The 22,307-nt window shown below is 68.3% G+C and carries 20 protein-coding genes and 1 tRNA gene; 11 read left to right on the top strand and 10 right to left on the bottom strand.

Going from position 1 to position 22,307, the window contains the following annotated elements:
- The first annotated feature begins 36 nt into the window (after positions 1 to 36).
- From ACYQ26_RS04600 to ACYQ26_RS04580, 5 genes are all read left to right on the top strand, one after another.
- On the top strand, positions 37 to 555 hold the full coding sequence (locus ACYQ26_RS04600; RefSeq protein WP_459807492.1) for a peptidylprolyl isomerase: 519 nt from the start codon (positions 37 to 39) through the stop codon (positions 553 to 555).
- Between the two features lie 128 nt (positions 556 to 683).
- On the top strand, positions 684 to 4,931 hold the full coding sequence (locus tag ACYQ26_RS04595; RefSeq protein WP_459807491.1) for a PAS domain S-box protein: 4,248 nt from the start codon (positions 684 to 686) through the stop codon (positions 4,929 to 4,931).
- A 49-nt stretch (positions 4,932 to 4,980) separates the two neighbouring features.
- Positions 4,981 to 5,973: an oxidoreductase gene (locus ACYQ26_RS04590; protein WP_459807490.1), complete on the top strand. Its 993-nt coding sequence runs from the start codon at positions 4,981 to 4,983 to the stop codon at positions 5,971 to 5,973.
- Between the two features lie 91 nt (positions 5,974 to 6,064).
- Positions 6,065 to 6,412 carry a ferredoxin gene (locus tag ACYQ26_RS04585; protein WP_459807488.1) on the top strand — a complete coding sequence of 116 codons (348 nt, stop codon included), beginning with the start codon at positions 6,065 to 6,067 and terminating at the stop codon, positions 6,410 to 6,412.
- Positions 6,413 to 6,494: 82 nt separating this feature from the next.
- Positions 6,495 to 6,578 (top strand) — tRNA-Leu (locus ACYQ26_RS04580).
- A gap of 252 nt (positions 6,579 to 6,830) precedes the next feature.
- Here the strand turns inward: ACYQ26_RS04580 and ACYQ26_RS04575 are convergent.
- From ACYQ26_RS04575 to nadA, 5 genes are all read right to left on the bottom strand, one after another.
- Positions 6,831 to 7,265: a hypothetical protein gene (locus ACYQ26_RS04575; RefSeq protein WP_459807486.1), complete on the bottom strand. Its 435-nt coding sequence runs from the start codon at positions 7,263 to 7,265 to the stop codon at positions 6,831 to 6,833.
- Between the two features lie 140 nt (positions 7,266 to 7,405).
- Positions 7,406 to 8,098, bottom strand: a complete 693-nt coding sequence (locus tag ACYQ26_RS04570) for an RNA 2'-phosphotransferase (protein ID WP_459807485.1) — start codon at positions 8,096 to 8,098, stop codon at positions 7,406 to 7,408.
- A gap of 114 nt (positions 8,099 to 8,212) precedes the next feature.
- Positions 8,213 to 9,028, bottom strand: coding sequence for a carboxylating nicotinate-nucleotide diphosphorylase (gene nadC / locus ACYQ26_RS04565; protein WP_459807483.1), 816 nt, complete (start codon positions 9,026 to 9,028; stop codon positions 8,213 to 8,215).
- Between the two features lie 6 nt (positions 9,029 to 9,034).
- A complete protein-coding gene (locus ACYQ26_RS04560) occupies positions 9,035 to 10,570 on the bottom strand; it encodes an L-aspartate oxidase (RefSeq protein ID WP_459807481.1) in 1,536 nt (511 codons plus the stop codon).
- Positions 10,571 to 10,585: 15 nt separating this feature from the next.
- The gene (gene nadA / locus ACYQ26_RS04555) at positions 10,586 to 11,719 is read right to left on the bottom strand and encodes a quinolinate synthase NadA (RefSeq protein WP_459807479.1); all 1,134 of its coding nucleotides are present in this window, start codon (positions 11,717 to 11,719) and stop codon (positions 10,586 to 10,588) included.
- A gap of 204 nt (positions 11,720 to 11,923) precedes the next feature.
- On the opposite strand from nadA, the gene gfo6 reads away from it, so the two are divergent.
- Together gfo6 and ACYQ26_RS04545 are read left to right on the top strand one after the other, a co-directional pair.
- On the top strand, positions 11,924 to 12,994 hold the full coding sequence (gene gfo6 / locus ACYQ26_RS04550) for a D-xylose 1-dehydrogenase Gfo6 (RefSeq protein ID WP_459807478.1): 1,071 nt from the start codon (positions 11,924 to 11,926) through the stop codon (positions 12,992 to 12,994).
- A 62-nt stretch (positions 12,995 to 13,056) separates the two neighbouring features.
- Positions 13,057 to 13,632 (top strand): lamin tail domain-containing protein, encoded by a 576-nt coding sequence (locus ACYQ26_RS04545; protein ID WP_459807476.1) that lies wholly within the window; start codon positions 13,057 to 13,059, stop codon positions 13,630 to 13,632.
- A 66-nt stretch (positions 13,633 to 13,698) separates the two neighbouring features.
- On the opposite strand, the gene ACYQ26_RS04540 is transcribed toward ACYQ26_RS04545, so the two are convergent.
- The 4 genes from ACYQ26_RS04540 to ACYQ26_RS04525 all read right to left on the bottom strand — a co-directional run bounded on the left by ACYQ26_RS04540 (position 13,699) and on the right by ACYQ26_RS04525 (position 17,103).
- Positions 13,699 to 14,163 (bottom strand): DUF2267 domain-containing protein, encoded by a 465-nt coding sequence (locus ACYQ26_RS04540; protein WP_459807474.1) that lies wholly within the window; start codon positions 14,161 to 14,163, stop codon positions 13,699 to 13,701.
- 95 nt (positions 14,164 to 14,258) lie between these two features.
- A complete protein-coding gene (locus ACYQ26_RS04535; RefSeq protein ID WP_459807472.1) occupies positions 14,259 to 14,654 on the bottom strand; it encodes a HalOD1 output domain-containing protein in 396 nt (131 codons plus the stop codon).
- Positions 14,655 to 14,758: 104 nt separating this feature from the next.
- Positions 14,759 to 15,418: a helix-turn-helix domain-containing protein gene (locus ACYQ26_RS04530; protein WP_459807470.1), complete on the bottom strand. Its 660-nt coding sequence runs from the start codon at positions 15,416 to 15,418 to the stop codon at positions 14,759 to 14,761.
- 122 nt (positions 15,419 to 15,540) lie between these two features.
- On the bottom strand, positions 15,541 to 17,103 hold the full coding sequence (locus tag ACYQ26_RS04525; protein ID WP_459807469.1) for an amidohydrolase: 1,563 nt from the start codon (positions 17,101 to 17,103) through the stop codon (positions 15,541 to 15,543).
- Positions 17,104 to 17,239: 136 nt separating this feature from the next.
- Between ACYQ26_RS04525 and ACYQ26_RS04520 the strand changes: the two genes are divergently transcribed.
- The gene (locus ACYQ26_RS04520) at positions 17,240 to 17,659 is read left to right on the top strand and encodes a hypothetical protein (protein ID WP_459807467.1); all 420 of its coding nucleotides are present in this window, start codon (positions 17,240 to 17,242) and stop codon (positions 17,657 to 17,659) included.
- 87 nt (positions 17,660 to 17,746) lie between these two features.
- Positions 17,747 to 18,997, top strand: coding sequence for a hydroxymethylglutaryl-CoA reductase (NADPH) (hmgA, locus tag ACYQ26_RS04515; protein ID WP_459807465.1), 1,251 nt, complete (start codon positions 17,747 to 17,749; stop codon positions 18,995 to 18,997).
- 664 nt (positions 18,998 to 19,661) lie between these two features.
- On the opposite strand, the gene ACYQ26_RS04510 is transcribed toward hmgA, so the two are convergent.
- Positions 19,662 to 20,186, bottom strand: a complete 525-nt coding sequence (locus tag ACYQ26_RS04510) for a DUF5817 domain-containing protein (RefSeq protein ID WP_459807463.1) — start codon at positions 20,184 to 20,186, stop codon at positions 19,662 to 19,664.
- Positions 20,187 to 20,326: 140 nt separating this feature from the next.
- On the opposite strand from ACYQ26_RS04510, the gene ACYQ26_RS04505 reads away from it, so the two are divergent.
- Both ACYQ26_RS04505 and ACYQ26_RS04500 read left to right on the top strand, forming a co-directional pair.
- Complete coding sequence (locus ACYQ26_RS04505) at positions 20,327 to 20,668, top strand: cupin domain-containing protein (RefSeq protein ID WP_459807461.1); 342 nt, start codon at positions 20,327 to 20,329, stop codon at positions 20,666 to 20,668.
- Positions 20,669 to 20,869: 201 nt separating this feature from the next.
- Entirely contained in the window at positions 20,870 to 22,252 is a 1,383-nt protein-coding gene (locus ACYQ26_RS04500) for an NRAMP family divalent metal transporter (RefSeq protein ID WP_459807459.1), read from the top strand.
- The last annotated feature ends 55 nt before the right edge of the window (positions 22,253 to 22,307 follow it).

The following is a 22,307-nucleotide window of genomic DNA, read 5'->3' as shown; positions in this document are numbered from 1 at the left end:
ACTACCGTTTTCAGGCCCGCTGCCGTCCCGGTGGGTATGGGAGACCTTACTGCAACCCTGCACACGAGCAAGGGCGACATCGACGTCGAACTGTACGACGAGCGCGCACCGCGGACCGTCGAGAACTTCGTCGGCCTCGCGACCGGCGAGCGGACCTGGACCGACCCCGAGACGGGCGAGGAGGTCGACGGCGAGCCGCTGTACGACGACGTCCTCTTTCACCGGATCATCGAGGGCTTCATGATCCAGACTGGCGACCCGACCGGCACCGGGCGGGGCGGCCCCGGCTACCAGTTCGACGACGAGTTCCACGACGAACTGCGCCACGACGACGCGGGCATCCTCTCGATGGCCAACTCCGGCCCGAACACCAACGGCTCGCAGTTCTTCATCACGCTGGACGCCCAGCCCCACCTCGACGACCGCCACGCCGTCTTCGGCAAGGTGACCGACGGCATGGACGTCGTCCGCGAGATCGGCAGCGTCGACACCGACGCCAACGACCGCCCGAACGAGGAGGTCCTCCTCGAGTCGGTCACCGTCCACGACGAGTAAGACGCACTTCTCGTACCGACGGCCGCGACGGCGCGCCCGCTCTCGGCGGTCCGGCGTCCGTTCCGATCGTTCCGGCCGACCGTGAGAGACAAAGACGTTTTACCGTCTGCACCGCTGTATATCGGTGAATGGGATCGCCGTCCACCGACGCGGACCACCGCGCGCAACTTCGTCGTCAGGAGGCTATCGCGGACCTCAGTCAGCAGGCGCTCGAGACGGGAGCAGCGGCCGTCGATCGGTTGTTGGACGACGCGACGCGCACCGTCGCGGAGACGCTGGACCTCGAGTGCTGTACGATCGTCGAGGCGCGAGGCGACGGGGACGCCGTCCGCCGAGCCGAAAGCGGCCTCGAGACGGACCGTCTCGGATCGCCCGCGACCGCGGGTGAGCGGGCGCGGATCGAACGCGCCCTTCGTTCCGAATCGCCGGTCGTCGACGAGTTCACCGAGGGTGAGGGCGTCCCGGCGCCGCTAGCCGGGTCCGGCGTCGTCGACGGCGTCGCCGTACGGATCGGCCCGCTCGACGACCCGTGGGGCGTCCTGAGCGCGTACGCGACCGATCGGCGCGCGTTCGACGATGACGACCTCACGTTTCTCGAGCGCGTCGCGGCCGTCCTCGCCTCGGCGGTCGACAACGCCGACACGCGGCGCGACCTCGAGCGGACGGAGCGGCGCTTCGAGGCGATTTTCGAGGATCCGAACATCCTCGTCGGCCTGCTCGAGCCCGACGGGACGGTGATCGACATCAACGGGACGGCGATGGAGTACGTCGCCGCCGATCTCGCGGACGTGACCGGCGAACCGTTCTGGGAAACGCCGTGGTGGGGCGACGGCGACGAGATCCGGGCCGACGTTCGGGAGTGGACCGAGCGCGCGGCCGCGGGCGAGTACGTGACCTTTGAGGCGGACCTCGTCCAGCCGAACGGGGACCGGTACGCAATCGAGGGTGCGTTCCGCCCGGTGACGGACGACGATGGCAACGTGACGTCGATCGTCGTCTCCGACCGCGACGTCACCGAGCGCAAGGAGCGCGAGCGCCGGCTCTCGACGCTGATGGACAACGTTCCCGGGATGGTCTATCGCTCCGAAACCGAACGCGAGCCAATGGCGTTCGTCAGCGACGCCTGCGCGACGCTGACCGGCTACGAGCCGGAGGCGTTCGAGCGCGGCGATGTCGATTGGGGCGAGGACGTGATGGTACAGGCGGACCGCGAGGAACTCTGGGAGACGGTCCGGGGGAAGACGGCCAACGCTGGCGAGAACACGTTCTCCGAGACCTACCGCATCGAGACGGCCGACGGCGACCGGCGCTGGGTCAGAGACTACGGGCGGGGAATTTTCGACGACGACGGCGATCTGGTGGCCATCGAGGGGATCGTCGCCGATATCACGGAGCGAAAGCGATTGGAAGCCGACCTCGCGGAGAGCGAGCAACGGTACCGGACCCTGGTCGAACACTTCCCGAACGGTGCGGTGGCGCTCGTGGACGAGGACCTCACCTACCGGACCGTCGGCGGTCGATCGACCGACACGGCCGGCGCTACGCCCGACGAGATCGAGGGGAAACCGGTCGGCGAAGCCATTCCCCGGTGGCTGGCGGACGACCTCGTGCCCCGCTACGAAGCGGCCCTCGAGGGCGAGGCGAGCGCGTTCGAGGCGGAAATCGACGGTCGCATCTTCGACTTCAGAACCGTGCCGGTGCGCGACGACGACGGCGAGGTGGTCGCCGCGCTCGGCATGTCGCAGGACGTCACCGAGCGCTACGAGTACGAGCGGGAACTCGAGGACGCCAAATCCCGCCTCGAGGCGGCGACCGAAGCGGGCGCGGTCGGCACCTGGGAGTGGGACGTCCGCGAGGATCGGATGGTCGTCAGTACGACGTTCGCCGAGACGTTCGGTATCGACCCGGCGGCAGCGCGCGACGGCGTGTCGCTCGATCGATTCCTCGAGGCGATCCACGAGGACGACCGCGATCGGGTCGAACGCCAGATCGAGGCGGCCCTCGAGTCCTGCGGCGACTACGAGGCCGAGTACCGCGTTCGCAACGCCGACGGCGAACGCCGCTGGCTGGTCGCCCGCGGTCGCGTCGAATGCGACGCGGACGGCGAACCGGTTCGGTTCCCCGGCGCAGTCACGGACATCACGGAGCGCAAACGCGCACAGCTGCAACTCGAGCGCACCAACGAGCAACTCGAGACGCTGTTCGACGTCCTGCCGGTCGGCGTCTTAGTCGCCGACGCCGACGGCGAGATCCTGCAGGCCAACGACACCGCCACGGACATCTGGGGCGTCGAGTTAGCCGCTGACTCGATCGACGAGTACGAGACGTACCCGGTCTGGTGGGCCGACTCGGGCGAGCGGGTCGCGCCCGAGGAGATGACCCTCGCGCGCGTCCTCGACGGCGAGGAGGTGACCGAACCCGACGTCTTCGAAATCGAAACCGGCGACGGCGAGCGACGGATCATCCGTGCGGAAGGGATGCCGGTCCGGAACGAGCGCGGCGACGTCGTCCGCGGGGTCGCCACCATCACCGACATCACCGAGCGCAAGGAGCGCGAGCAGAAACTGCGCGAGCGCGAGCGGCGCCTCGAGCAGTACAAGGAGTACACCGACGCGATCCTGAACGCGATCGACGACGTGTTCTACGTCGTCGGCGAGGGCGGTGACCTCCAGCGGTGGAACCACAGCGTGACAGCGGTGACCGGCTACGCGGACGAAGAGATCGACGCGATGGGACCGGCCGGGCTCATCGCCGAGGACGACCACGACGCGATGTTCGAGGCGATACGGCGGGGGTTCGAGACGGGGACGACCAGTGCGGAGCTGACGGTCCGGACTAACGACGGCGAACGCATCCCCTTCGAGTTCAACGCCTCGCGGCTCGAGGATCCCTGGGGCAACACCGTGATCGCAGGCATCGGACGCGACATCTCGGATCGGCTCGAGCGCGAGCGCCACCTCGAGCGCTACGAGACGATCGTCGAGGTGGTCGACGACGGCGTCTACGTCGTCGACGAGGACGGCCGCTTCAGGATGGTCAACGAGACCTACGCCGAGATGCTCGGCTACGAGCGGGACGAACTCGTCGGGGAACACGTCTCGCTGGTCGCCGACGACGACGTGGCCGACCGTATCGCCGAACTGGAAGCGACGGCGGCGAGCGGCGACGAGTGGCCGACGGTGGAGGCCGAACTTCGGACCGCCGACGGCGACACGATCCCGGTCGAGGCGAACTTCGCGATGCTCCCCGAGGACGACGGCGACTGGTACCGGGTCGGTATCGCCCGCGACATCAGCGAGCGGAAGGAACGAGAGCGCCAACTCGAGGAGTCCGAGCGCCGCTACCGGACGCTCGTCGAGAACTTCCCCGACGGCGCGGTCGGGCTGTACGACGAGAACCTCGAGTACCTCGTCGCCGGCGGCGAAGCGTTCGACCAACTCGGCGTCGAGGAGTCGGACGTCACCGGATCGACCCTTCAGGAGCGGTTTTCCGACGACCTCGTCGCGGAGATCGAGCCGTACTTCCGGGCCGCCCTCGAGGGCGAATCGAACACCTTCGAGTACCAGGCCCACGGGCGAGACGTCTGGGCCCACACGCTGCCCGTCCGAAACGAGGAGGACGAAATCTTCGCCGGGATGATCATGGCTCAGGACGTCACCGAACGGCGGGAGTACCAGCGCAAGCTCGAGCAGTCCAACGAGCGCCTCGAGCGGTTCGCCTACGCCGCCTCCCACGACTTACAGGAGCCGCTGCGGATGGTGACGAGCTACCTGCAACTGCTCGAGAAGCGGTACGCCGACGCCTTCGACGAGGACGGCCAGGAGTTTCTCGAGTTCGCCGTCGACGGCGCCGAGCGGATGCGCGAGATGATCGACGGTCTGCTCGAGTACTCGCGGGTCGAGACGCGGGGCGATTCGTTCGAGCCGACGGACCTGAACGCGGTCGTCGAGGAGGTGCTCGCCGATCTGCAGTTCAGCATCGAGGAGAGCGACGCCGAGATCGCGGTCGAGGACCTGCCGCAGCTCGAGGCCGACGCTAGTCAGCTGCGGCAGGTGTTCCAGAACCTGCTGTCGAACGCCATCACCTACAGCGGCGACGAGCCGCCCCAAATTCGGATCGCGGCCGACCGACGGGGCAACGAGTGGGTTATTTCGGTCGAAGACCGGGGGATCGGTATCGACCCCGACGATCAGGACCGCGTGTTCACGATCTTCGACCGGCTCCACAGTCGCGCCGAGTACGACGGGACCGGGATCGGGCTGGCGCTGTGCGAACGGATCGTCGAGCGCCACGGCGGCGAGATCTGGGTCGACTCTGAACCCGGCGAGGGGTCGACGTTCTCCTTCACGCTCCCCGCGTCGCGCGAACACCGGTAACGACTCGAGCTACCCCATCAGTTTACTCGAGCCGGGTCGTACTGGACGTATGGGCTGGACTGCCGACGACATCCCCGATCAGAGCGGACGCACCTTCGTCGTCACCGGCGCGAACAGCGGCATCGGCCTCGAGGCGACCCGCGAACTCGCGCGCAACGGCGGCCGCGTCGTCATGGCCTGCCGGAGCGTCGAGCGCGGCGAAGACGCGGCGGCGGACGTCCGCGACGACGTTCCCGACGCCGACCTCCGCGTCGAGGAGCTGGATCTCGCGGATCTCGAGTCGGTGCACGCGTTCGCGGATCGGCTGAAAGACGAGGACGTGACGATCGACGTGCTGATCAACAACGCCGGGGTCATGGCGATTCCGCGTAGCGAGACCGCGGACGGGTTCGAGACGCAGTTCGGCGTCAACCACCTCGGTCACTTCGCGCTCACCGGACTCGTGCTCGAGCAGTTGGCGACCGGGAGCGAGGGCGGTGATGCCGACGGCGACGCCCGCGTCGTGACCGTCTCGAGCGGCGTCCACGAGCGCGGCGAGATCGACTTCGAGGACCTGCAGGGCGACCGGACCTACGACGAGTGGGACGCCTACGCGCAGTCGAAGCTGGCCAACGTCCTGTTCGCGTACGAACTCGAGCGGCGCTTCCTCACGGGCGACGTCGCCGCCAAGAGCATCGCGGTGCATCCGGGCTACGCGGACACGCAGTTGCAGACCCGCGGCCCCGAGCAGCGCGGCGATCGGGTCCGCGAAGCGACGATGCGGCTCATGAACGCGCTGTTCGCCCAGTCGGCGGCGATGGGCGCCCTGCCGACGCTGTACGCCGCGACGTCGCCCGAGGCCGAGGGCGGCGCGTACTACGGCCCGGGCGGCCTCATGAACATGCACGGGACGCCCGAGCGGCAGGCCTCCTCGGACCGCTCCTACAACGAGGCGACCGCCCGGCGGCTGTGGGCCGTCTCCGAGGAGCTGACCGGCGTCACCTACGACCTGCCGCGCCCGAAGGGGAGCGACGACCTCGAGGCGGCCGTCGCGACGTCGTAGTGTGGGCCCTGGCGCGCTCGAGCGTCGCCGCAGGGACGCGACGTTCGCCCCGACCGTAACGCGAAAGGCCGCGCGCTCGAACGGACGGATAATGACCGACGACAGCGAGCGGGGAATCCAGCGCGCCAGCGACGTCGGCTCGTCGGACGCACCGCCGGTCGAGGAGAAGCCCTACAAGATCATCTTCGAGGCCAACAAGTGCTTCGGCGCGGGCAAGTGTGCCGAGGTCAGCGACAACTGGGAGATGTCGATCGCCTCCGGAATGGCCCAGCCGAAGGAGTACTTCATCGGGGAGGAGGACCTCGCGCACAACGTCCGCGCGGCGGAGGTCTGCCCGGCCAAGAAGGACGACGGCTGCATTCACGTCGTCGACCGGCGGACGGACGAGGAGATCGCGCCGGATCCTCACGGGGACGGCACGCTGAGCGTCGACTGGTAGGACGGGGGCGCGACGATCGACTCGCTCGAGACACACCGAAACGCACATCCCGACCCGGCGTCAACGCCCGACTGCGTTCTGCGCGAGGGTAGCCAAGCAGGCCAACGGCGGTGGGCTTAAGACCCGCTCCCGTAGGGGTCCTTGGGTTCAAATCCCAACCCTCGCATACCGACTCGAACGACCGTGAGAGTCGCGTATACGAGACGCGGGATTTGAACGAGAGGAGTCGCAGTCCGGACGTGAGCGAACGCGAACGTTCTGACCGTCTTCGCGTTGTTCAAATCCCACCCCTCGCATGTCCCGCAAACGAATCGTCAGCGGCGACCGCGTTCTCGAGAGTGATAGGCGACCTCATTCCTGGCAGCGCCCTCGAGTCGATTCGAACTCGCGGAAACGGACGGCGAGGCGCCCTCGAGCGTCACGGTACCTGTGCGTTCGGCAGGGCGAATCCGCCGACGAGGTAGACGGCGGCGGCCGCGGCCAGCGCCGCCGGCAGGCCGACGGCGAGTCCGACCTCGGCGAAGCCGGTCGCGAGCAACACGATCCCTGCACTCGAGAGGCCGAAGCCGGCGGCGAGGCGGTGAAACGCCCGGAGCGGCGCGCCGTCGTCGACCGGCGCCAGCTCCTCGAGCGCCCCGTCTTCGTCGACGTGCATGAACAGCGGGAGGAAACAGAAGACGCCGGCCCCGACCAGAAGGCCGGCGATCCCGCCGATCGCGATGTCGTCCAGCGCGAGGTACCCGACCGTCGCGAAGACGACGACGTCCATCACGGCCGCCGCCGCGGCGATTCGCGTCGGCGTTACGGGGCTGTCCTCGAACGAGTCCGTCCCGGTTTCCTGCGTCGATCCCATACGCCACTTGTAAACGAGATGTAATTTATATCTACCTATTACTTCGGCGCGGAAATATCGCGCGGCGTCGGCGGGTCGACGCATGTCCCGTCGCAACGGTCGAAGGGAGGGGAGGCACTCGCTCGCCGGGTTTCGAGTCCTCAGCGTCCGCTCGCGTCCGCGGGGACCTCGAGGTATTCGGGCGGCACCGCGTCGGTCGTGTACGTTTCGTTGCCGCGTTTGGTGATCCGATGGCCGTCTGCGACCATCGCCGCGGCGTCGACGACTAACACGACCGGGTCGGCGGCGTGGCGCCGTCCGACTCGCCGGGCCGCCTCGCGGCTCTCCGAGAGGTGGACCTGCTGGCGCGACATCGGTTTGAGCCCCGCCGCGCGGATCGACTCGAGGTTCTCGGGCGCGGTGCCGTGGTAGAGGGCGTCAGGTACCGGCGCGTCGGTCGGCTCGAGGTCGACGTCGACGGAGTGACCGTAGGCGGCACGGACGCGGTCCGAATCACCCGCGCCTGCGCCGGTCCCGTCGTCGCTGCCGGTCCGCTCGAACCGCCCCTTCGGATCCGTCGCGATCACCGCCGCGACGTGCCGTTCGTCGGCCCAGTCGTACTTGCGCTCGACCGCCGCGACGAGGTCCTCGTAGGCGGTCCAGCCGCGCTCGTCGAGGTCGATGCCCGCGTCGTCCGGGAAGTGCCGGAGCGCGCCGCTCATGAACTTCGAGAATCGCCGGCGGCGCTCGCTCGAGAGCAGGACGGATCCGGCGTCGCCGCAGGCGGGACAGCCGTCGCCGTCGTCGGCGGAAAACGGTCCGTGCGTCGGGCAGGTGCGAATCGGTGCCGTCACGGGTATCCGGAGGTGCGCGCTCGAGCGGAAAAGGTCGCTTGGTCGCCGGCGTCGTCAGCGGTCGCCGTTCGGCGGTCGGCGTTCGCGTTCGACGCCGCTCGGGATTTACCGTCGCTACTCGCCGGTCCGAAACGACAGATCCAGCGCCGGCGCCGAGTGGGTCAGCGATCCCATCGAGACGACGTCGACGCCCGTCGCGGCGTAGTCGGCGACCGTCTCGAGCGTAATGCCGCCGCTGGCCTCCGCGAGCACGCCCTCGTACTCGGCGAGGGCGTCGACGGCCTCGCGCGTCTCCGCGGGCGTCATGTTGTCCAGCAGGACGATGTCGGCGCCCGCCGCCGCGGCCCGCGGCGCGTCCGCGACCGACTCCACCTCGACGTCGATCTTCGTCGCGAACGACGTCCGGTCCCGGAAGTGGTCGATCGCGTCCTCGAGGCCCATCTCGGCGACGTGGTTGTCCTTGACCATCGCCATGTGCGAGAGGTCGAGCCGATGAGTGTCGCCGCCGCCGGCGACGACCGCGCGCTTCTCTATGCCCCGCAGACCGGGCGTGGTCTTCCGGGTCGCGGCGATGCGGACATCGTCGGACTCCGCGCGAGCGGCCTCGACCGCCCGTCGGGTCCGCGTCGCGATTCCGGCGGCGTGGCCCGCGAGGTTGACGGCGACCCGTTCGCCCCGCAGCACGTCGCGGGCGGCGCCCTCGACCGCGAGTAGCTCGTCACCCACATCGACTCGCGTGCCGTCCTCGAGGCGGTCGACCACATGGACGCCGAGATAGTCGAAGACGGCCGCCGCGGCCTCGAGACCGGCGACGACGCCGGATTCTTTCGCGACGAGCCGCCCGTCGGTTTCGCCGGGGAGCTCGTTCGTGACGTCGTGGTGGCCGACGTCCTCGCGGAGCCAGCGGTCGATCTGTGCGTCCGTAATCATGGCAGGTTAGTCGTCCGCCGGCTGCTCCGCGGTCGGCTCATCGCCATCGTCGACGACGTAGTGACACCCCCGCGACTCGGTGTTCTCGCTCGCGGCCCGGGCGATCAGCAGTGCGACGACGCTGGCGTTTCGGAGTTCGTAGAGGTCCCGCGACGTCCGCGTCCGGATGTACGCGTCGACCTCGCCCTTGAGCCGCCGGAGGACGCCGCTCGCGCGGGCGATCTCGTCCGGATCGCGCTCGAGGCCGAGGTACTCGTCCATCGTCGCCTGCAGGCGGGTGAACTTCTCGGCGGCGAACCGCTCGGGGAGGTCGGGATCGCGGTTGAGGAGGTCGGGCGCTTCGACGACCTTAGGCGCGGCGTCTGCGGCGGCCGCATCCTCGCCCGCTCGCAGCCCCCAGACGAGCCCCTCGAGCAGGCTCGTGCTCGCTAGCCGGTTCGCGCCGTGGACGCCGGTCCGGGCGCACTCGCCGACGGCGTAGAGCCGGTCGAGCGTCGCGCGGCCGCGGTCATCGACATCGATTCCGCCGCAGCAGAAGTGCTCGCAGGGCGCGACCGGAATCTCGTCGCCCTCGAGGCCGCGCTCGCGGCACTTCTCCGCGAGGTCGGGGAAGTCGGTCTCGAATGCGAGGGGGCTGACGTCCAGCACGACCTCGCCGGTTTCCGCGCGTTCGGTCGCGACCGCGCGGGCGACGACGTCGCGGGGCGCGAGTTCGGCGTCGGGGTGGTAGTCGGGCATGAACCGTTCGCCCGCAGCATTTCGGAGGACGGCGCCCTCGCCGCGCAGGGCTTCCGAGAGCAGGAACGGATCGTCCCCCACGTAAGCGGTCGGGTGGAACTGCACGTACTCCATGTCCGCCACGTCGGCCCCTGCAAGCGCGGCCATCGCGATCCCGTCGCCGGTCGCGTCGTCGGGGTTGGTCGACCGCGAGTAAAGGGCACCGATGCCGCCGGTCGCCAGTACCGTCGCGCCGGCGTAGATCGGGTGGCCGTCGGGCTCCTCGTCGCTGACGACGCCGTGGACCCGTCCCTCGTGGGTGATGAGCTCGAGCGCCGCGGTGTCCTGCCGGACCGCGATGCGCACGTGGTCGTCGACGTAGTTGAGGAACGGCCGCAGGATGTGCGAGCCCGTCGAGGCGTCGACGTGGAGGATGCGCTTTTCGGAGTGGGCGGCCTCGCGGGCGTAGTCGAACTCGTCGTCGCCCTCGGCCTCGTCAAAATCGATTCCCAGCGTATCGATGAGGACGTCCTCGACCGCATCGTCGGCGTGGTCGACGAGCACGTCAACTGCCTCGGGGTCGGCGGTGCCGTCGCTGGCCGCGATGATGTCCCGCTTGAGCGATTCGGGGTCGCCCCGCGTCGTCGAGATGCCGCCCTGTGCCCAGTCGGTGCTGGCGTCGTCGGGGCGTTCGGCCTTGGTCAGGAGTAGTACGTCGGCACCCTCACGAGCGGCGGCGAGCGCGGCCGCGCAGCCGGCGATGCCGCTGCCGACGACGAGGACGTCCGTCGTTTCGGGTTCGCGAGTTTGAATAGTATCAGTCATCGATCTCCGGTGTCGTTAGATCTCGAGCATTCGATCGAGCGCCACTTCGGCCAGTTCCTTCTCCTCGGGGGCGACCTCGATCACGTTGCGTTCCCGGCCCTCGACGAGCTCCTCGAGCACCCACGCGAGGTAGTTGGGATCGATCTGGCGCATGGCGTTGCAGTCCATGCAAGCCTCGCCGCAGAGCGGCAGCACCTCGACCTCGGGGTGCCAGCGCTGGAGGTGGTTGGTGAGGTGGATCTCGGTGCCGATGGCCCACGTTTCGCCGGGAGCAGCGGTTTCGACGGTCTCGCAGATGGTGCTGGTCGAGCCGACGACGTCGGCGGCTTCGACGACCTCGCGGCGGCACTCGGGGTGGACGACGACGTTCGCGTCGGGGTGGTCCTCGCGGATCTGTTCGATGTGATCCTCGCGGAAGCGCTCGTGGACCTGGCAGTAGCCGTCCCAGAGGATGATGTCGCTCTCGGCGACTTCCTCGGCGTCTTTCCCCTCGGGATCCCACGGGTCCCACTCGGCGATTTCGTCCTCCATACCGAGTCGGTGCGCGGTGTTCTCCCCGAGGTGCTTGTCGGGCAGAAAGAGGACTTTGTCGCCCTTCTCGAAGGCGTACTCGAAGGCCTTGTGTGCGTTCGAGGACGTGCAGACGAGTCCGCCCTGACTCGCACAGAAGGCCTTCAGGTCGGCGTAGGAGTTCATGTAGGTGATCGGGACGATGTCGGCGTCGGGTGCGGCCGCGGTGATCTCGGCCCACGCGCTGTCGACCTGCAGGGCTTCGGCCATCCCGGCCATCGGACACGACGCCTCCATCGACGGGAGGATCACCGTCTGGTCGTCGTCCGTGATGATGTCGGCGCTCTCGGCCATGAACGTCACGCCGCCGAAGACCACGTACTCGGCGTCGGCCTCGGCGGCCTGCTTCGAGAGCTGGTAGGAGTCGCCGACGAAATCGGCGTGCTCGACGATCTCCCGGCGCTGGTAGTTATGTCCCAGCACGACGACGTCGTCGCCCAACTCCTCGAGCGCCGCTTCGATACGGTCCGTTCGCTCGTCCTCCTCGAGCTCGCGATAGCGGGGCGGTAACTGCTCGAGGTTGTCGTATTTGAACAGACTCAGATCGGTCTCCAGTTCCGTCGTTTCCATTGTGACCATCGTGCGACACCTGTGGGTACTCTCACCTCACAGGCCACTATTGAATAATTTTTTCCTTCGATACCCGATTCCGGGAGATTACCACCGGCTAGTTTCGGTACCGAAGCGTAGAATGTCGTCTTTCGCGCCGAGAGATAGGTTCTCGAGCCGGATTGTCCGGCCGTCGTGGATTGGCGTCTTTTCGATCCAGTTCCTAGCGGGGGTATGGGACTCGAGGACGCGTTCGATCACTTCACGCGCCGCGACTGGGAGCAGAAAGACGTCGACGGCACGGTTCGGCTCGCCGTCGTCGGAATCGGCGGCTTCGCTCGCAACCGCGCGATCCCCGGCATCGCCGACGGCCGGTACTGCGAGACGACGGCGCTGGTCACGGGATCGCCGGACCGAGCGCGGACGCTCGCCGAGCGGTTCGACGTCGAACACGTCATCGATTACGACGCGTTTCGAACCGGCGATCACGCGGAGACGTACGACGCAGTCTACGTCGCGACGCCGAACGCGACCCACGGCGAGTACGCGATCGCCGCCGCCGAGCACGGGAAACACGTCATCTGCGAGAAACCCCTCGAGACGACGGTCGACCGCGCCGAGGAGATCGTCGACGCCTGCCGGGACGAGGGCGTGACGCTGATGACGGCCTACCGACTCCAGACGGAGCCGGTGGTCCGCCGGACCCGCGAGTGCGTCCGCGACGGCGTCATCGGCGACGTCGTGCAGGTCCACGGCGGATTCGCGCATCCGCTGTTGGACCACGCCGGCCCCGACACGTGGCGGCTCGACCCCGACCTCGCCGGCGGCGGGGCGCTGGTCGACCTCGGCGTCTACCCGCTGAACACCACGCGATACATCCTCGAGTGCGATCCGACGGCCGCCTACGCGACGACCCACTCGAGCGGCGGCCCGTTCGCGGACGTCGACGAACACGTCGCCTTCCAACTGGAGTTCCCGACGGGGGCGACGGCCTCGTGTACGGCGAGTTTCGACGCCCACGCCAGCAGCCAGCTCGAGCTGGTCGGCACCGACGGGAAGATCGCGATCTCGTCGCCGTTTGGCGGCGTCGTTCCACAGGACATCGTCGTCGAGAGCGGCGAGATGCGAACGGAGTACACCGGGCCGCCGGTCGACGAGGTCCGCGAGGAGTTCGACTACTTCGGCTACTGCGTGCTCACGGACACCGAGCCGGAACCGGACGGTGTCGACGGCCTCGCAGATCTGCGCGCGATCGAAGCCGCCTACGAGTCGGCCGAGACGAGACGGCGGGTCGCCCTCGAGTGATCAGTTGAAATCGCAATTTAACCTTGGACCAGGGCTTTAGTCTGACCCAACGAGAACTACCCGTGAACCGACGCGAACTCCTCGCGGCGAGCGCCTCCGGGGTCGCCGTCGGCCTCTGTGGCTGCCTCGAGACGGTCAGGAGCCGGAACCAGTCGGCCGGGACCGACGGCGGCCTTCGCGTCGCCGGCGTCTACGCGGCCGACGCGGATCGCGAGTTCATCGACGGCCCGTACGTCGTCCTCGAGAACGACGCCGACGAACCCCGGAACGTCTCGGGATACGTCCTCGAGTACCCCGCCGATCGGCGGTACCGGATTACGGACCTGACGCTCGAGGCCGGTGCGCAACTCGCGGTCGTCCGCGGCGGCGGGGACGATTCGACCCTCCTGTCGAGTCCGCCGGTCTACCTCCGGTACGCGGGCGGCGGAACCAAGGGTGGTGCGGCCGGAACCGCCCTGGAGCCGAACGGAACCGTCCGCGTCAGGGACGCGACCGGCGCCGTCGTGGCCGCGGCTCGCTACGAGGGGTTCGGCTGCGACGGCGGGACCGTGACGACCGGCGCGGGTGACGACATCGAGTGTTTGCACGGAGCGTCGGATCGCGCTCCGCGCCGTGGCAGCGGGAGCCGAGAACGGTAACGGATCGGGACGGAATCAGAAACGAGGGCGCTGCTCGAGGTCGACGCCGCCGTCGCGCGCGACCCGCTATCCCTGCTGCTCCCAGGGCGTCGTCTCGGCGTCGACGAGTTCGAACAGCTCCCCGTACTCCCCGGGCAGTTGATCCTCGACGTTTGCCATCTCGTCGCCGGGCACCTGCTCGCTCAGCAGCGCGACGACCGCCTTGGCCCGGTACACCGCATCGGACTCGTCGACGCCCGAGGGCTGACCGTACCCCGTCTCGAGGTCCAGATCCTCGTAGTTCAACCGCTCGTGGACCCGCGTGACGAACTCGTCGAAGTCGAACTGCTGGCCGTGATCGACCTCGAGCAGGTACCGGTCGATCTCCATCGGCAGCGGGCTCGCGACGTCCGTCGCGGCGCCCTCCTCGATGCGTTCGCCGAGCGTCTCGAGGACGGCCCGGGTCGTGCGGACGGCTTCGGCCTGCCTGCCGGCCTCGATTCGGTGCTGTACCTCGCCCACGAAGTCGGTGTAGCTCGTATCGGACGCCATAGTAGATCGGTGACGCTCGACACTGAGGACGGCACCCGGGAAAGCCGCTCTACCGGAATGCGCAAGCGGAAGCGGCCGACGTGACGGGAGCGCCCTCAGTCGCTTTCGGTGTCGGCGTCGGCGTCGGTGTTGGACCCCGACTCGCACGCCGCTTCGGACCCGGACGGTGACGACTGCGGCAACGCGGGCGCCGCGACGGCATCCTCCCCCGGACGATCGTACACCAGAATTCGACCGTCGGAGCGCACCCGAACGTCTAGTCCTTCGACGATGGCGGTCGCCTCGATCGGAGACCCGGTTCGCCGTGCGTGGTCGATCAGCGCCCCGAGCGCGCCGAAATCGGCCGTTTCGGCCAGCGGCGGAATCGAGGCGGGGTCGCGGTCGGCGACGGTCGCGACCGCGGTGACGACGGCGTCCAGCAGCTGGTCGGGCGCGGACGGATCGAAGTGCGTGCGATGGACGGGTGACCGATCGGCGAGGACGGAGCGCATGAGAAGTGTACGCGCGTCGAACGATTGAATCGGCGTGCGGCATATGCCCGGCTTTATGTGCCGACCCCGTCCCGAAACCCGCGGCGATCGCCGGCGAACCGGCGTCACCGGCGGAGCGTATTTTCGATGAGTACGCGCATCCCCCGGCGGAGTCGGCTGCTGACCGCGGACGACGAGACGTCGAGCCGTTCCGCGAGGTCGTCGATCGAGGCGTCCCGCGGTTCGTTGAAGTAGCCGGCGTCGTACGCGGCCGCGAGGGTTTCCCCCTGAACCGGCGTCAGCCCGTAGGCGCCGCCCGATTTCGGGCCGGTATCGTCGGCGTGATAGAGCCGGTCGACGATAACGTCGACGTCCTTCGCCCGGCAGTGATCTCGAAACGCACGCAAGTCGTCGAGATCGGGCACCTCGAGCGTCGCCGCCCAGCCGCCGGGGGCGCTCTCCGCGCGGAGGACGCGCATGCCGAGTTCGGCGGCGCGGGGCAAGACGAGTCGCTCCCTCGACGTCAGGCGCATCCGGTACACGCGGAAGTCACCGCCGTCGATGATGATCGACGGCTCCGACACCGTCGGATCGTCGGCAAGCGCCCGGTCGAAGCGATCGAAATCGCCCCCGTGGACTTCGAAGAAGAGGTAGTACTCGCCCGGCCCGGCGATCGTCTGGTACTCGAGTTCGGCGGTCACCTCGGGCACGGCCTCGATCGTCGGCGCGAGCACGAGCTCCGGATGGGCGAGCGTGAGTTCGGCGATGACGCGCGAGGCGCTCATACCTCGAGGTTGTCCGCCGGGGGCAATGAGGCTTGGTACCGGTTCTGACACCGAACGGTCTACTCGGTTCTGGCGCTCACGCTCTCGACTGGAGAACTCGCCCCGCCACGCCGCGGGACCCGCTACCCGTCGCGACCGTCGAAGACCGGCTCCCCGTCGACGACGGTCATCGCCACGTCGATCTCGTCGATTCGGTCGGCGTGCTCCCACGGCGATTCCTCGAGCACGACCAGATCCGCCCGCTTGCCGACCTCGAGGGTACCGACCCGGTCCTCGTCGAAGCCGGCGTAGGCGGCGCCGCGCGTGTACGCGCGCAGCGCCTCGGTGACGGACAGCCGCTGAGCCTCGGTCGGCGCGTTGACCGCGTGGTGGACGCCAAGCAGGGGATCCAGCGGCATGCAGTCCGAGCCGAACGCGAGGGGAGCACCCGCCTCGAACGCGCGTCGGAAGCGATTCGTCCGCTTGCGCCGCTCCTCCCCGAGTCGCTGATCGTAGAGACCGCCGTCGTCCGCCCAGCGGTGGAAATTCGGCTGCATGGAGGCGACGATGCCTGCCTCGGCCATGCGCTCGAACTGCTCGTCGGTCGCGAGTTCGGCGTGCTCGATCCGGTGGCGGCTTCCGGCGGGATCGGCGGTCTCCTCAAGTCGCGTCAGCGTCTCCTCGATGGCCTCGTCGCCGATGGCGTGGACGGTGAGCTGGAAGTCCTCCTCGTCGGCGCGCTCGACGAGGGCGGCGAGGTCGTCGGGGTCGACGACCCACTGGCCGCGCTCCGCTCCGTCGTCGGCGTCCGCGTACGGCTCCCGGAGCTTCGCCGTCTGGCTCCCCAGGCTGCCGTCCGAGAAGGACTTGATCGCCCCCGTCTGCACCAGGTCGCCGCCGGCGTTGGTGGTCAGTCCGACATCGACCAAGTTCTCGAGGTGGTCGCTCCAGTAGTCGATCCGCACGCGTAGCGGGAGGTCGCCGTCGGCGGCCAGTTCGCGGTAGACGCGGGGCGCCTTGGAATTGCGGACCTTATCGTGGACGCCGGTGACCCCGAGTTCCACCGCGCGTTCAGTCGCCGCCGTAAGCACCTCGCGCATCGCCTCGCGATCGGCCGTCAGCTCTCGGCGGACGGCTTCGGCGGCGTCCTCGACGGCGACGCCGGTCGGCTCGCCGTCCTCGTAGTGGAGGTCCGACTCCGGCAGGTCGTCCGCGAGTCGCTCGAGGGCGACCGAATTCAAGGAGGCGGTGTGCAGGTCGACCCGCAGGGCGGCGACCGGCCGCTCCTCGCTGACCGCGTCGAGGTCGGCGCGGGTGAGCCGGCTCGAGCGGTCGCCCCACTCGCTTTCGTCGTAGCCGAAGCCGAGGATCCAGTCGGTGGCCGAGTCGTCGGCGGTGCGCTCCGCCTCCGCGGCGAGCAACTCGAGACACTCGTCGACGCCGTCGGCCTGCGAGAGGTCCGCGTGGACCAGATGCTGGCCAAGTTGTTCCATATGCGTGTGGGCGTCGATGAATCCGGGGAGGACGACCCGTCCGCCGCAGTCGATCACCTCGGTCTCGACGCCCGCGAGGAACTCGACTTCGTAGGCGTCCGCGAGGCGGACGATTTCGCCGTCGCGGACGGCCATCGCTTCGTAGACGGTATCGGGCTCCGTCAGCGAGTGGATCTCCGCGTTCGTAAACAGGCGGTCAGCGGCCTCGGTCATGCTTGCAAGCGCGCGTGCGAGGCGCAAAACGGTTGTGAAGGCGGCCGTTCGCTCGCGGTAGCACGAGAATCAAGAGGTACGTGTCTATCGGTAGACAAAAAGCAACGTTGATAGTTCCGCGCCCCGATTCGTTCGTATGGTCTCCTGCGAGAACCGCGTCATCGCCGGTTCGTTCGTCCTCTTCGTGCTCGCGGTCGTCGGACTGCTCGTCCTCGAGAACGCGATCGGAGTCCCAGTCAGCAACAACCCGCTCGTCACGTTTCTCGTCGTCTACGGACTGCCGGTCGTCCTCCCGCAGTTGTACCTCGCGGCCGCCGGCGACGGGGATGTGTCACCGCGGACGCGAGTGCGGTTCGCCGTCGCCTTCTGCGGCGTGTTCGCACTCGTAAGCGTCGGTAGCGCTGACGTCCACTGGTCGTGGACGACCGCGTTCGCCGACCTCGAGATGCTCCAGTACACACTGCTCGGCGCGATCGGCATCGCTGCAGTCGTAGGCCTGTTCTGTTACGAAGTGCTAGAGGGATACCGCTCGAGTATGGCGGATACTGCGCCGTGAGCGGGACCGGCGCCCAAGCAGTATCACCGCGTCGACCCAACGCTGAAATCAGCAATCCTTAGGACCGGGCGGCCGCTCCTCTGACTCATGACTAGCGATTCGGACACCGATCCGGACCCGTCAACCCTCGCCGACCGGGTGCAGGACGGCGACCTCCGCATCCACGAACTCGAGGAGCACGCCGACTACGACGTCGCGGCCGAAGCGCGCCGGCGGCTCGTCGAGCGGGAGACGGACGCCGACCTCGAGGCGGTCGGCGATTACACGTTCGACGCCGAGCGGGCCGACCCGAACATCGAGAACATGATCGGCGCGGCGCAGGTGCCAATGGGCGTCGTCGGTCCCGTCCCCATCGAGGGGGGTGCAGCCGACGGCGAGCACTACCTCCCGCTCGCGACGACCGAAGGCGCGCTGTTGGCCTCGGTCAATCGCGGACTCTCGGTGATCCGCTCTGCGGGCGGCGCCGACGCGCGGGTGACGAAAAACGGCATGACCCGCGCCCCGGTCTTCCGGGTCGAGGGCGTCGCCGAGGCCGCCGAGACGGTCGAGTGGGTCGATGACAACGTCGAGGCGCTGCGCGAGGCCGCCGAGTCCACGACGAGCCACGGCGAACTGATCGACGTCGAACCCTACGTCGTCGGCGACTCGGTCTACCTGCGGTTCGCCTACGACACCAAGGACGCGATGGGGATGAACATGGCCACGATCGCGACCGGCGAGGCCTGCGAGGTCGTCGAGAACGAGACGCCGGCCGACCTCGTCGCGCTCTCCGGAAACCTCTGCTCGGACAAGAAACCCGCCGCGGTCAACGCCGTCGAGGGCCGCGGTCGCTCCGTGACGGCCGACGTCGTCATCCCCGGCGAACTCGTCGAGGAGCGCCTGCACACGACCGCCGAGGCCATCGTCGAGGCAAACACCCGGAAGAACCTCACAGGCAGCGCCAAGGCCGGCAGCCTCGGTTTCAACGCCCACGCCGCCAACGTCGTCGCCGCGGCCTTCCTCGCGACCGGTCAGGACGAGGCCCAGGTCGTCGAGGGCGCGAACGCGATCACGACGATGGACACGCGCGACTCAGACGGCGACGGCCCCGCAGACCTCTACGCCAGCGTCTCGCTGGCCTCCCTCGAGGTCGGCACCGTCGGCGGCGGCACCAAACTGCCGACGCAGGCCGAGGCGCTGGACATCCTCGGCCTGCGGGGCGGCGGCGATCCGCCGGGCTCGAACGCCGACGCGCTGGCCGAGATCATCGCGGTCGGCGCGCTGGCCGGCGAACTCTCCTTGCTCGCGGCGCTCTCGTCGCGACATCTGGCGAGCGCACACGAGGATCTCGGGCGGTAGCGACTTCGATACTGCACCCGTCTCGAGGGCAATGTGATATGGAAATGACGCGATAGAATCAGGAGAACGGCGAGTCAACACTGCATCGAACCCATATACTGATTTAGAGCCAACTGTTCGCCGTCGTACCGAATTTCCAGACGGGGACACACCGCCTCGACACCCTCCTCCTCCGCGGGATCCACGACCGGACTCGCGCTGTTCGCGCGGTCGTTGACTACGGCGTGGAGCGTAAACGGACCGTGCGCTTCGGCTTCAGAGGGAGACACCGTCAGTTGCTCCTCCGAACCTCCCGGTACCGTCCGAGAGTGCCAGTCCCCGAGGCCAATCGCCGTTTCGATGGCCAGGTGGAAGACGTGCGATTCGTCGCTCCAGTTATCGAGCGTAACGGTCACCTCCGGAATTGGTATCGAATTGTCCGTTTGGAACCCCAGACAGCCGGCGACCAGCGACCCGAAGACGGTCCCGCCGAAAGCAATCGCTTTGCGCCGCGTCAGCCGTCGCGGACGAGACTCGAGCGCTCGCGAAGCGCGCGTCTCAGTTTCCGGATGCAATCTCCATCACCTTCGCGAAACCAGTGGCTGTTAATACTAATTACCTTTTTGATAGGTCGCAACCCACCGACGCAGAATAACAGACAGCTCTCGAGTCTACCGTGATAGGATTACAGTAGTCGGTACCGGCCCCGACTCTCGCTCACGTCGCCGCGCCGGGCGAGTTTCTCAAGGCCCTTCCGAACGTCCTCGGCCGAGACGCCGCGCTCGCCGGCGTACTCGATTACCTCGTCTTCGGTCGGCCGCTCGAGTTCCCGCAGCGCGTCCCGGATGATCTCCTTCTTGCTGCCGCTGCGGGTCGGCCCGCGCGGATCGCGGTCGCCGGCGGCTTCGACCTCGTCGACATCCAGTCCGGACTGCTTGAGGTACTCCTCGTCGTCGACGACGCCGTCGGCGACCTCGTCCTCCAGGGCGTCGAAGGAGTCGAGTTCGGCGAAGGCGTCGCCCTCGCCCTGGCGGTTCGCGAGCATCGAGGCGCGCACGTCGCGGGCGTGGCTCGCGTCGTCGGTCTCGACGAACTTCTTGCGCTTCTCGTAGGCCTTCCGGGCGCCGCAGCGGGGACACTGGGTCGTCTCCGAACGGCCCTCGATGATCCAGAGGTTCGAACACTCGCTACAGCCGACGACGGCGTACATGCTCGTCTCGAGGTGGGTGCGGGCGGTAGTTGAACCTTCGGTACGCGCGGCGGAAGTGGTTCCCACTGCTTCCGATTGGACCGACACCGACGCCACCGGGACCCGAGGAACTATGTCCGAGACCGTCGCTGCTAGCCGGTATGGAACGCGTCTCACTCGACGACCTCGAGGCGACGGAAGCCGCTGACGGCGTCAACCTGGCGCTGCTGGCCGGCACCGAGTCGATGAACGTCCAGCACTTCGAGATCGAACCGGGCGCAACCGTCGAGGAGCACAGCCACCCGCACGAACAGACCGGTTTCATCTACGAAGGTGAACTGACCTTCCTGACCGACGGCGAGGAGCTCACCTGCGGTCCGGGCGACTCCTACGCGATCCCGGGCGACCAGCCCCACGCGGCCGAGAACCGCGGCGACGAACCGGTCCGCGGCGTCGACATCTTCAGCCCACCGCGAGAGAATCCGAGTTGGCAGGACGAGTAGAGCGCGAACAGCGGTGCTTGCAGCCTTCTTTTCGCGGGCCGCACGCTCGAGTGCGGTCGTTGTACTCGCCGACAGTGAACGGTTTGATCGCGGTGGACCGCTGGTTCGACTCGAGTCGGACGAATCCACTCGGCCTGTGATCAACCCCATACCACGTCCAAATACTATCCAGTTATATAGCTCAGTTCGCAAGTACTGGCGATGGAAACCGAGACGCAGACGGAGGGATGGACGCTCGGACGGATCGGACGGTTTTGCAGACGACTGGGGCCGACCTGGCTCGCCGGCGCGATCGCGGCCGGGCCGGCGACGATGGCCAGTCTGGTCGTCGCGGGGGCGAGTTACGGCTACGCGCTGCTGTGGGTCGTCCTCCTCTCGGCGGTGTTGGGCGCGACCGGCCAGTACCTCGCGATGCGGCTGGGACTGCTGACCGAGCGGGGCATCGTCGCGGTCGTCGAGGAGCACCTCGGCTCGTTCTGGGCGTGGGCCCTCGTGATCGACGCCGTCCTCGCGGCGGGACTGGCCCAGCTCGCGATCATGCTGACGCTGGCGGACGTCAGCGCGACGATCGTCGGCAGCGCGGGAATCGGAATCGCCGCGCTGTCCGATCCGCGGTTCTGGGGGATCGCGTGGGCCGTGATCCTCGCACTCGGCCTCGCGGGCGGCGGCTATCGCATCGCCGAACTGGGCGCCAAGGTGCTCGTCTCGCTGGTGGTCCTCGCCTTCATCGCGTCGGCGCTCGTTGCGCCGATCGATCCCGCGGCGGCGGCGGCGACCGGGCTCGTCCCCGAAATTCCGGGCTCGGGTCTCGGCGGCGCGGCCGTCGCGGCCGGCATCCTCGGCGGCGCGGTCCACATCACGCTGCTGACGATGCAGAGCTACACGATGGGCGCCCGCGGTTGGACCGAGCGCGACCGCGACATCGCGACCTTCGACGTCGTCAGTTCGATGCTGGTCGCGTTCGGCGTCTTCAGCCTGGCCGTCTTCCTCGTCGCGGCGAGTATCCTCCCCGAGGCCGGCGTCGATCCGGCCTCGGTCGACGAGATTCAGGCCGCTCAGGCGCTCGAGCCGGTCGCCGGCGAGTACGCGATGTGGCTCTTCCTGCTCGGCCTCTGGGGCGCCGCGGTGTCGACGCTCGGCGGCAACACGATCGTCCCGCCGTACCTGCTTGCCGACAAACTCGGCTGGGACCGATCCGTCGAGGACCCGCGCTACCGCGGCGCGGTGGTCGCCGTCGCGCTCGCGTCGGCCGCCGGGGCGTTCCTGCAGGGCGCGTTTCTGCAGGTGCTCGTCCTCGTGCTGGCGTTCGGCCTCGTCGGGACGCCGTTCGCGCTGGCCGTCATCCTCTACCTGCTGAACGATTCCGACGTCGTCCCCGAGCATAAAACGAACTCGCTCCTCGAGAACCTCGGCGGCCTCGTGCTGTTCGGCGTCGCAGCCGTCCTCGCCGGTGAGTTCGTCCTCGAGGAACTCGGGACGGCGACCGAGCCGGCTTCGGCGTTCGTGATCGTCTTCGCGGCCGCGATGGCGCTGGCGATCGTCGGGCTCGTCGGGAAGTACGCTCGAGCGCAGCTATCGGAGTGAAGAAGACACCGTCGAACGCTCACGACCGACCCTACTGCGCTATCGCGCGGTCGGT

It is taken from the genome of Halopiger thermotolerans, assembly GCF_054654555.1.
The sequence above is the reverse complement of the archived record's forward strand: the minus strand, read 5'-3'. Positions and strand labels throughout refer to the sequence as shown.

Coding starts and splice junctions, on each gene's coding strand:
- ACYQ26_RS04600 (WP_459807492.1), top strand. CDS start 37: ATGGGAGACCTTACTGCAACCCTGCACACGAGCAAGGGCGACATCGAC.
- ACYQ26_RS04595 (WP_459807491.1), top strand. CDS start 684: ATGGGATCGCCGTCCACCGACGCGGACCACCGCGCGCAACTTCGTCGT.
- ACYQ26_RS04590 (WP_459807490.1), top strand. CDS start 4,981: ATGGGCTGGACTGCCGACGACATCCCCGATCAGAGCGGACGCACCTTC.
- ACYQ26_RS04585 (WP_459807488.1), top strand. CDS start 6,065: ATGACCGACGACAGCGAGCGGGGAATCCAGCGCGCCAGCGACGTCGGC.
- ACYQ26_RS04575 (WP_459807486.1), bottom strand. CDS start 7,265: ATGGGATCGACGCAGGAAACCGGGACGGACTCGTTCGAGGACAGCCCC.
- nadC (WP_459807483.1), bottom strand. CDS start 9,028: ATGATTACGGACGCACAGATCGACCGCTGGCTCCGCGAGGACGTCGGC.
- ACYQ26_RS04560 (WP_459807481.1), bottom strand. CDS start 10,570: ATGACTGATACTATTCAAACTCGCGAACCCGAAACGACGGACGTCCTC.
- nadA (WP_459807479.1), bottom strand. CDS start 11,719: ATGGTCACAATGGAAACGACGGAACTGGAGACCGATCTGAGTCTGTTC.
- gfo6 (WP_459807478.1), top strand. CDS start 11,924: ATGGGACTCGAGGACGCGTTCGATCACTTCACGCGCCGCGACTGGGAG.
- ACYQ26_RS04540 (WP_459807474.1), bottom strand. CDS start 14,163: ATGGCGTCCGATACGAGCTACACCGACTTCGTGGGCGAGGTACAGCAC.
- ACYQ26_RS04535 (WP_459807472.1), bottom strand. CDS start 14,654: ATGCGCTCCGTCCTCGCCGATCGGTCACCCGTCCATCGCACGCACTTC.
- ACYQ26_RS04530 (WP_459807470.1), bottom strand. CDS start 15,418: ATGAGCGCCTCGCGCGTCATCGCCGAACTCACGCTCGCCCATCCGGAG.
- ACYQ26_RS04525 (WP_459807469.1), bottom strand. CDS start 17,103: ATGACCGAGGCCGCTGACCGCCTGTTTACGAACGCGGAGATCCACTCG.
- ACYQ26_RS04520 (WP_459807467.1), top strand. CDS start 17,240: ATGGTCTCCTGCGAGAACCGCGTCATCGCCGGTTCGTTCGTCCTCTTC.
- hmgA (WP_459807465.1), top strand. CDS start 17,747: ATGACTAGCGATTCGGACACCGATCCGGACCCGTCAACCCTCGCCGAC.
- ACYQ26_RS04510 (WP_459807463.1), bottom strand. CDS start 20,186: ATGTACGCCGTCGTCGGCTGTAGCGAGTGTTCGAACCTCTGGATCATC.
- ACYQ26_RS04505 (WP_459807461.1), top strand. CDS start 20,327: ATGGAACGCGTCTCACTCGACGACCTCGAGGCGACGGAAGCCGCTGAC.
- ACYQ26_RS04500 (WP_459807459.1), top strand. CDS start 20,870: ATGGAAACCGAGACGCAGACGGAGGGATGGACGCTCGGACGGATCGGA.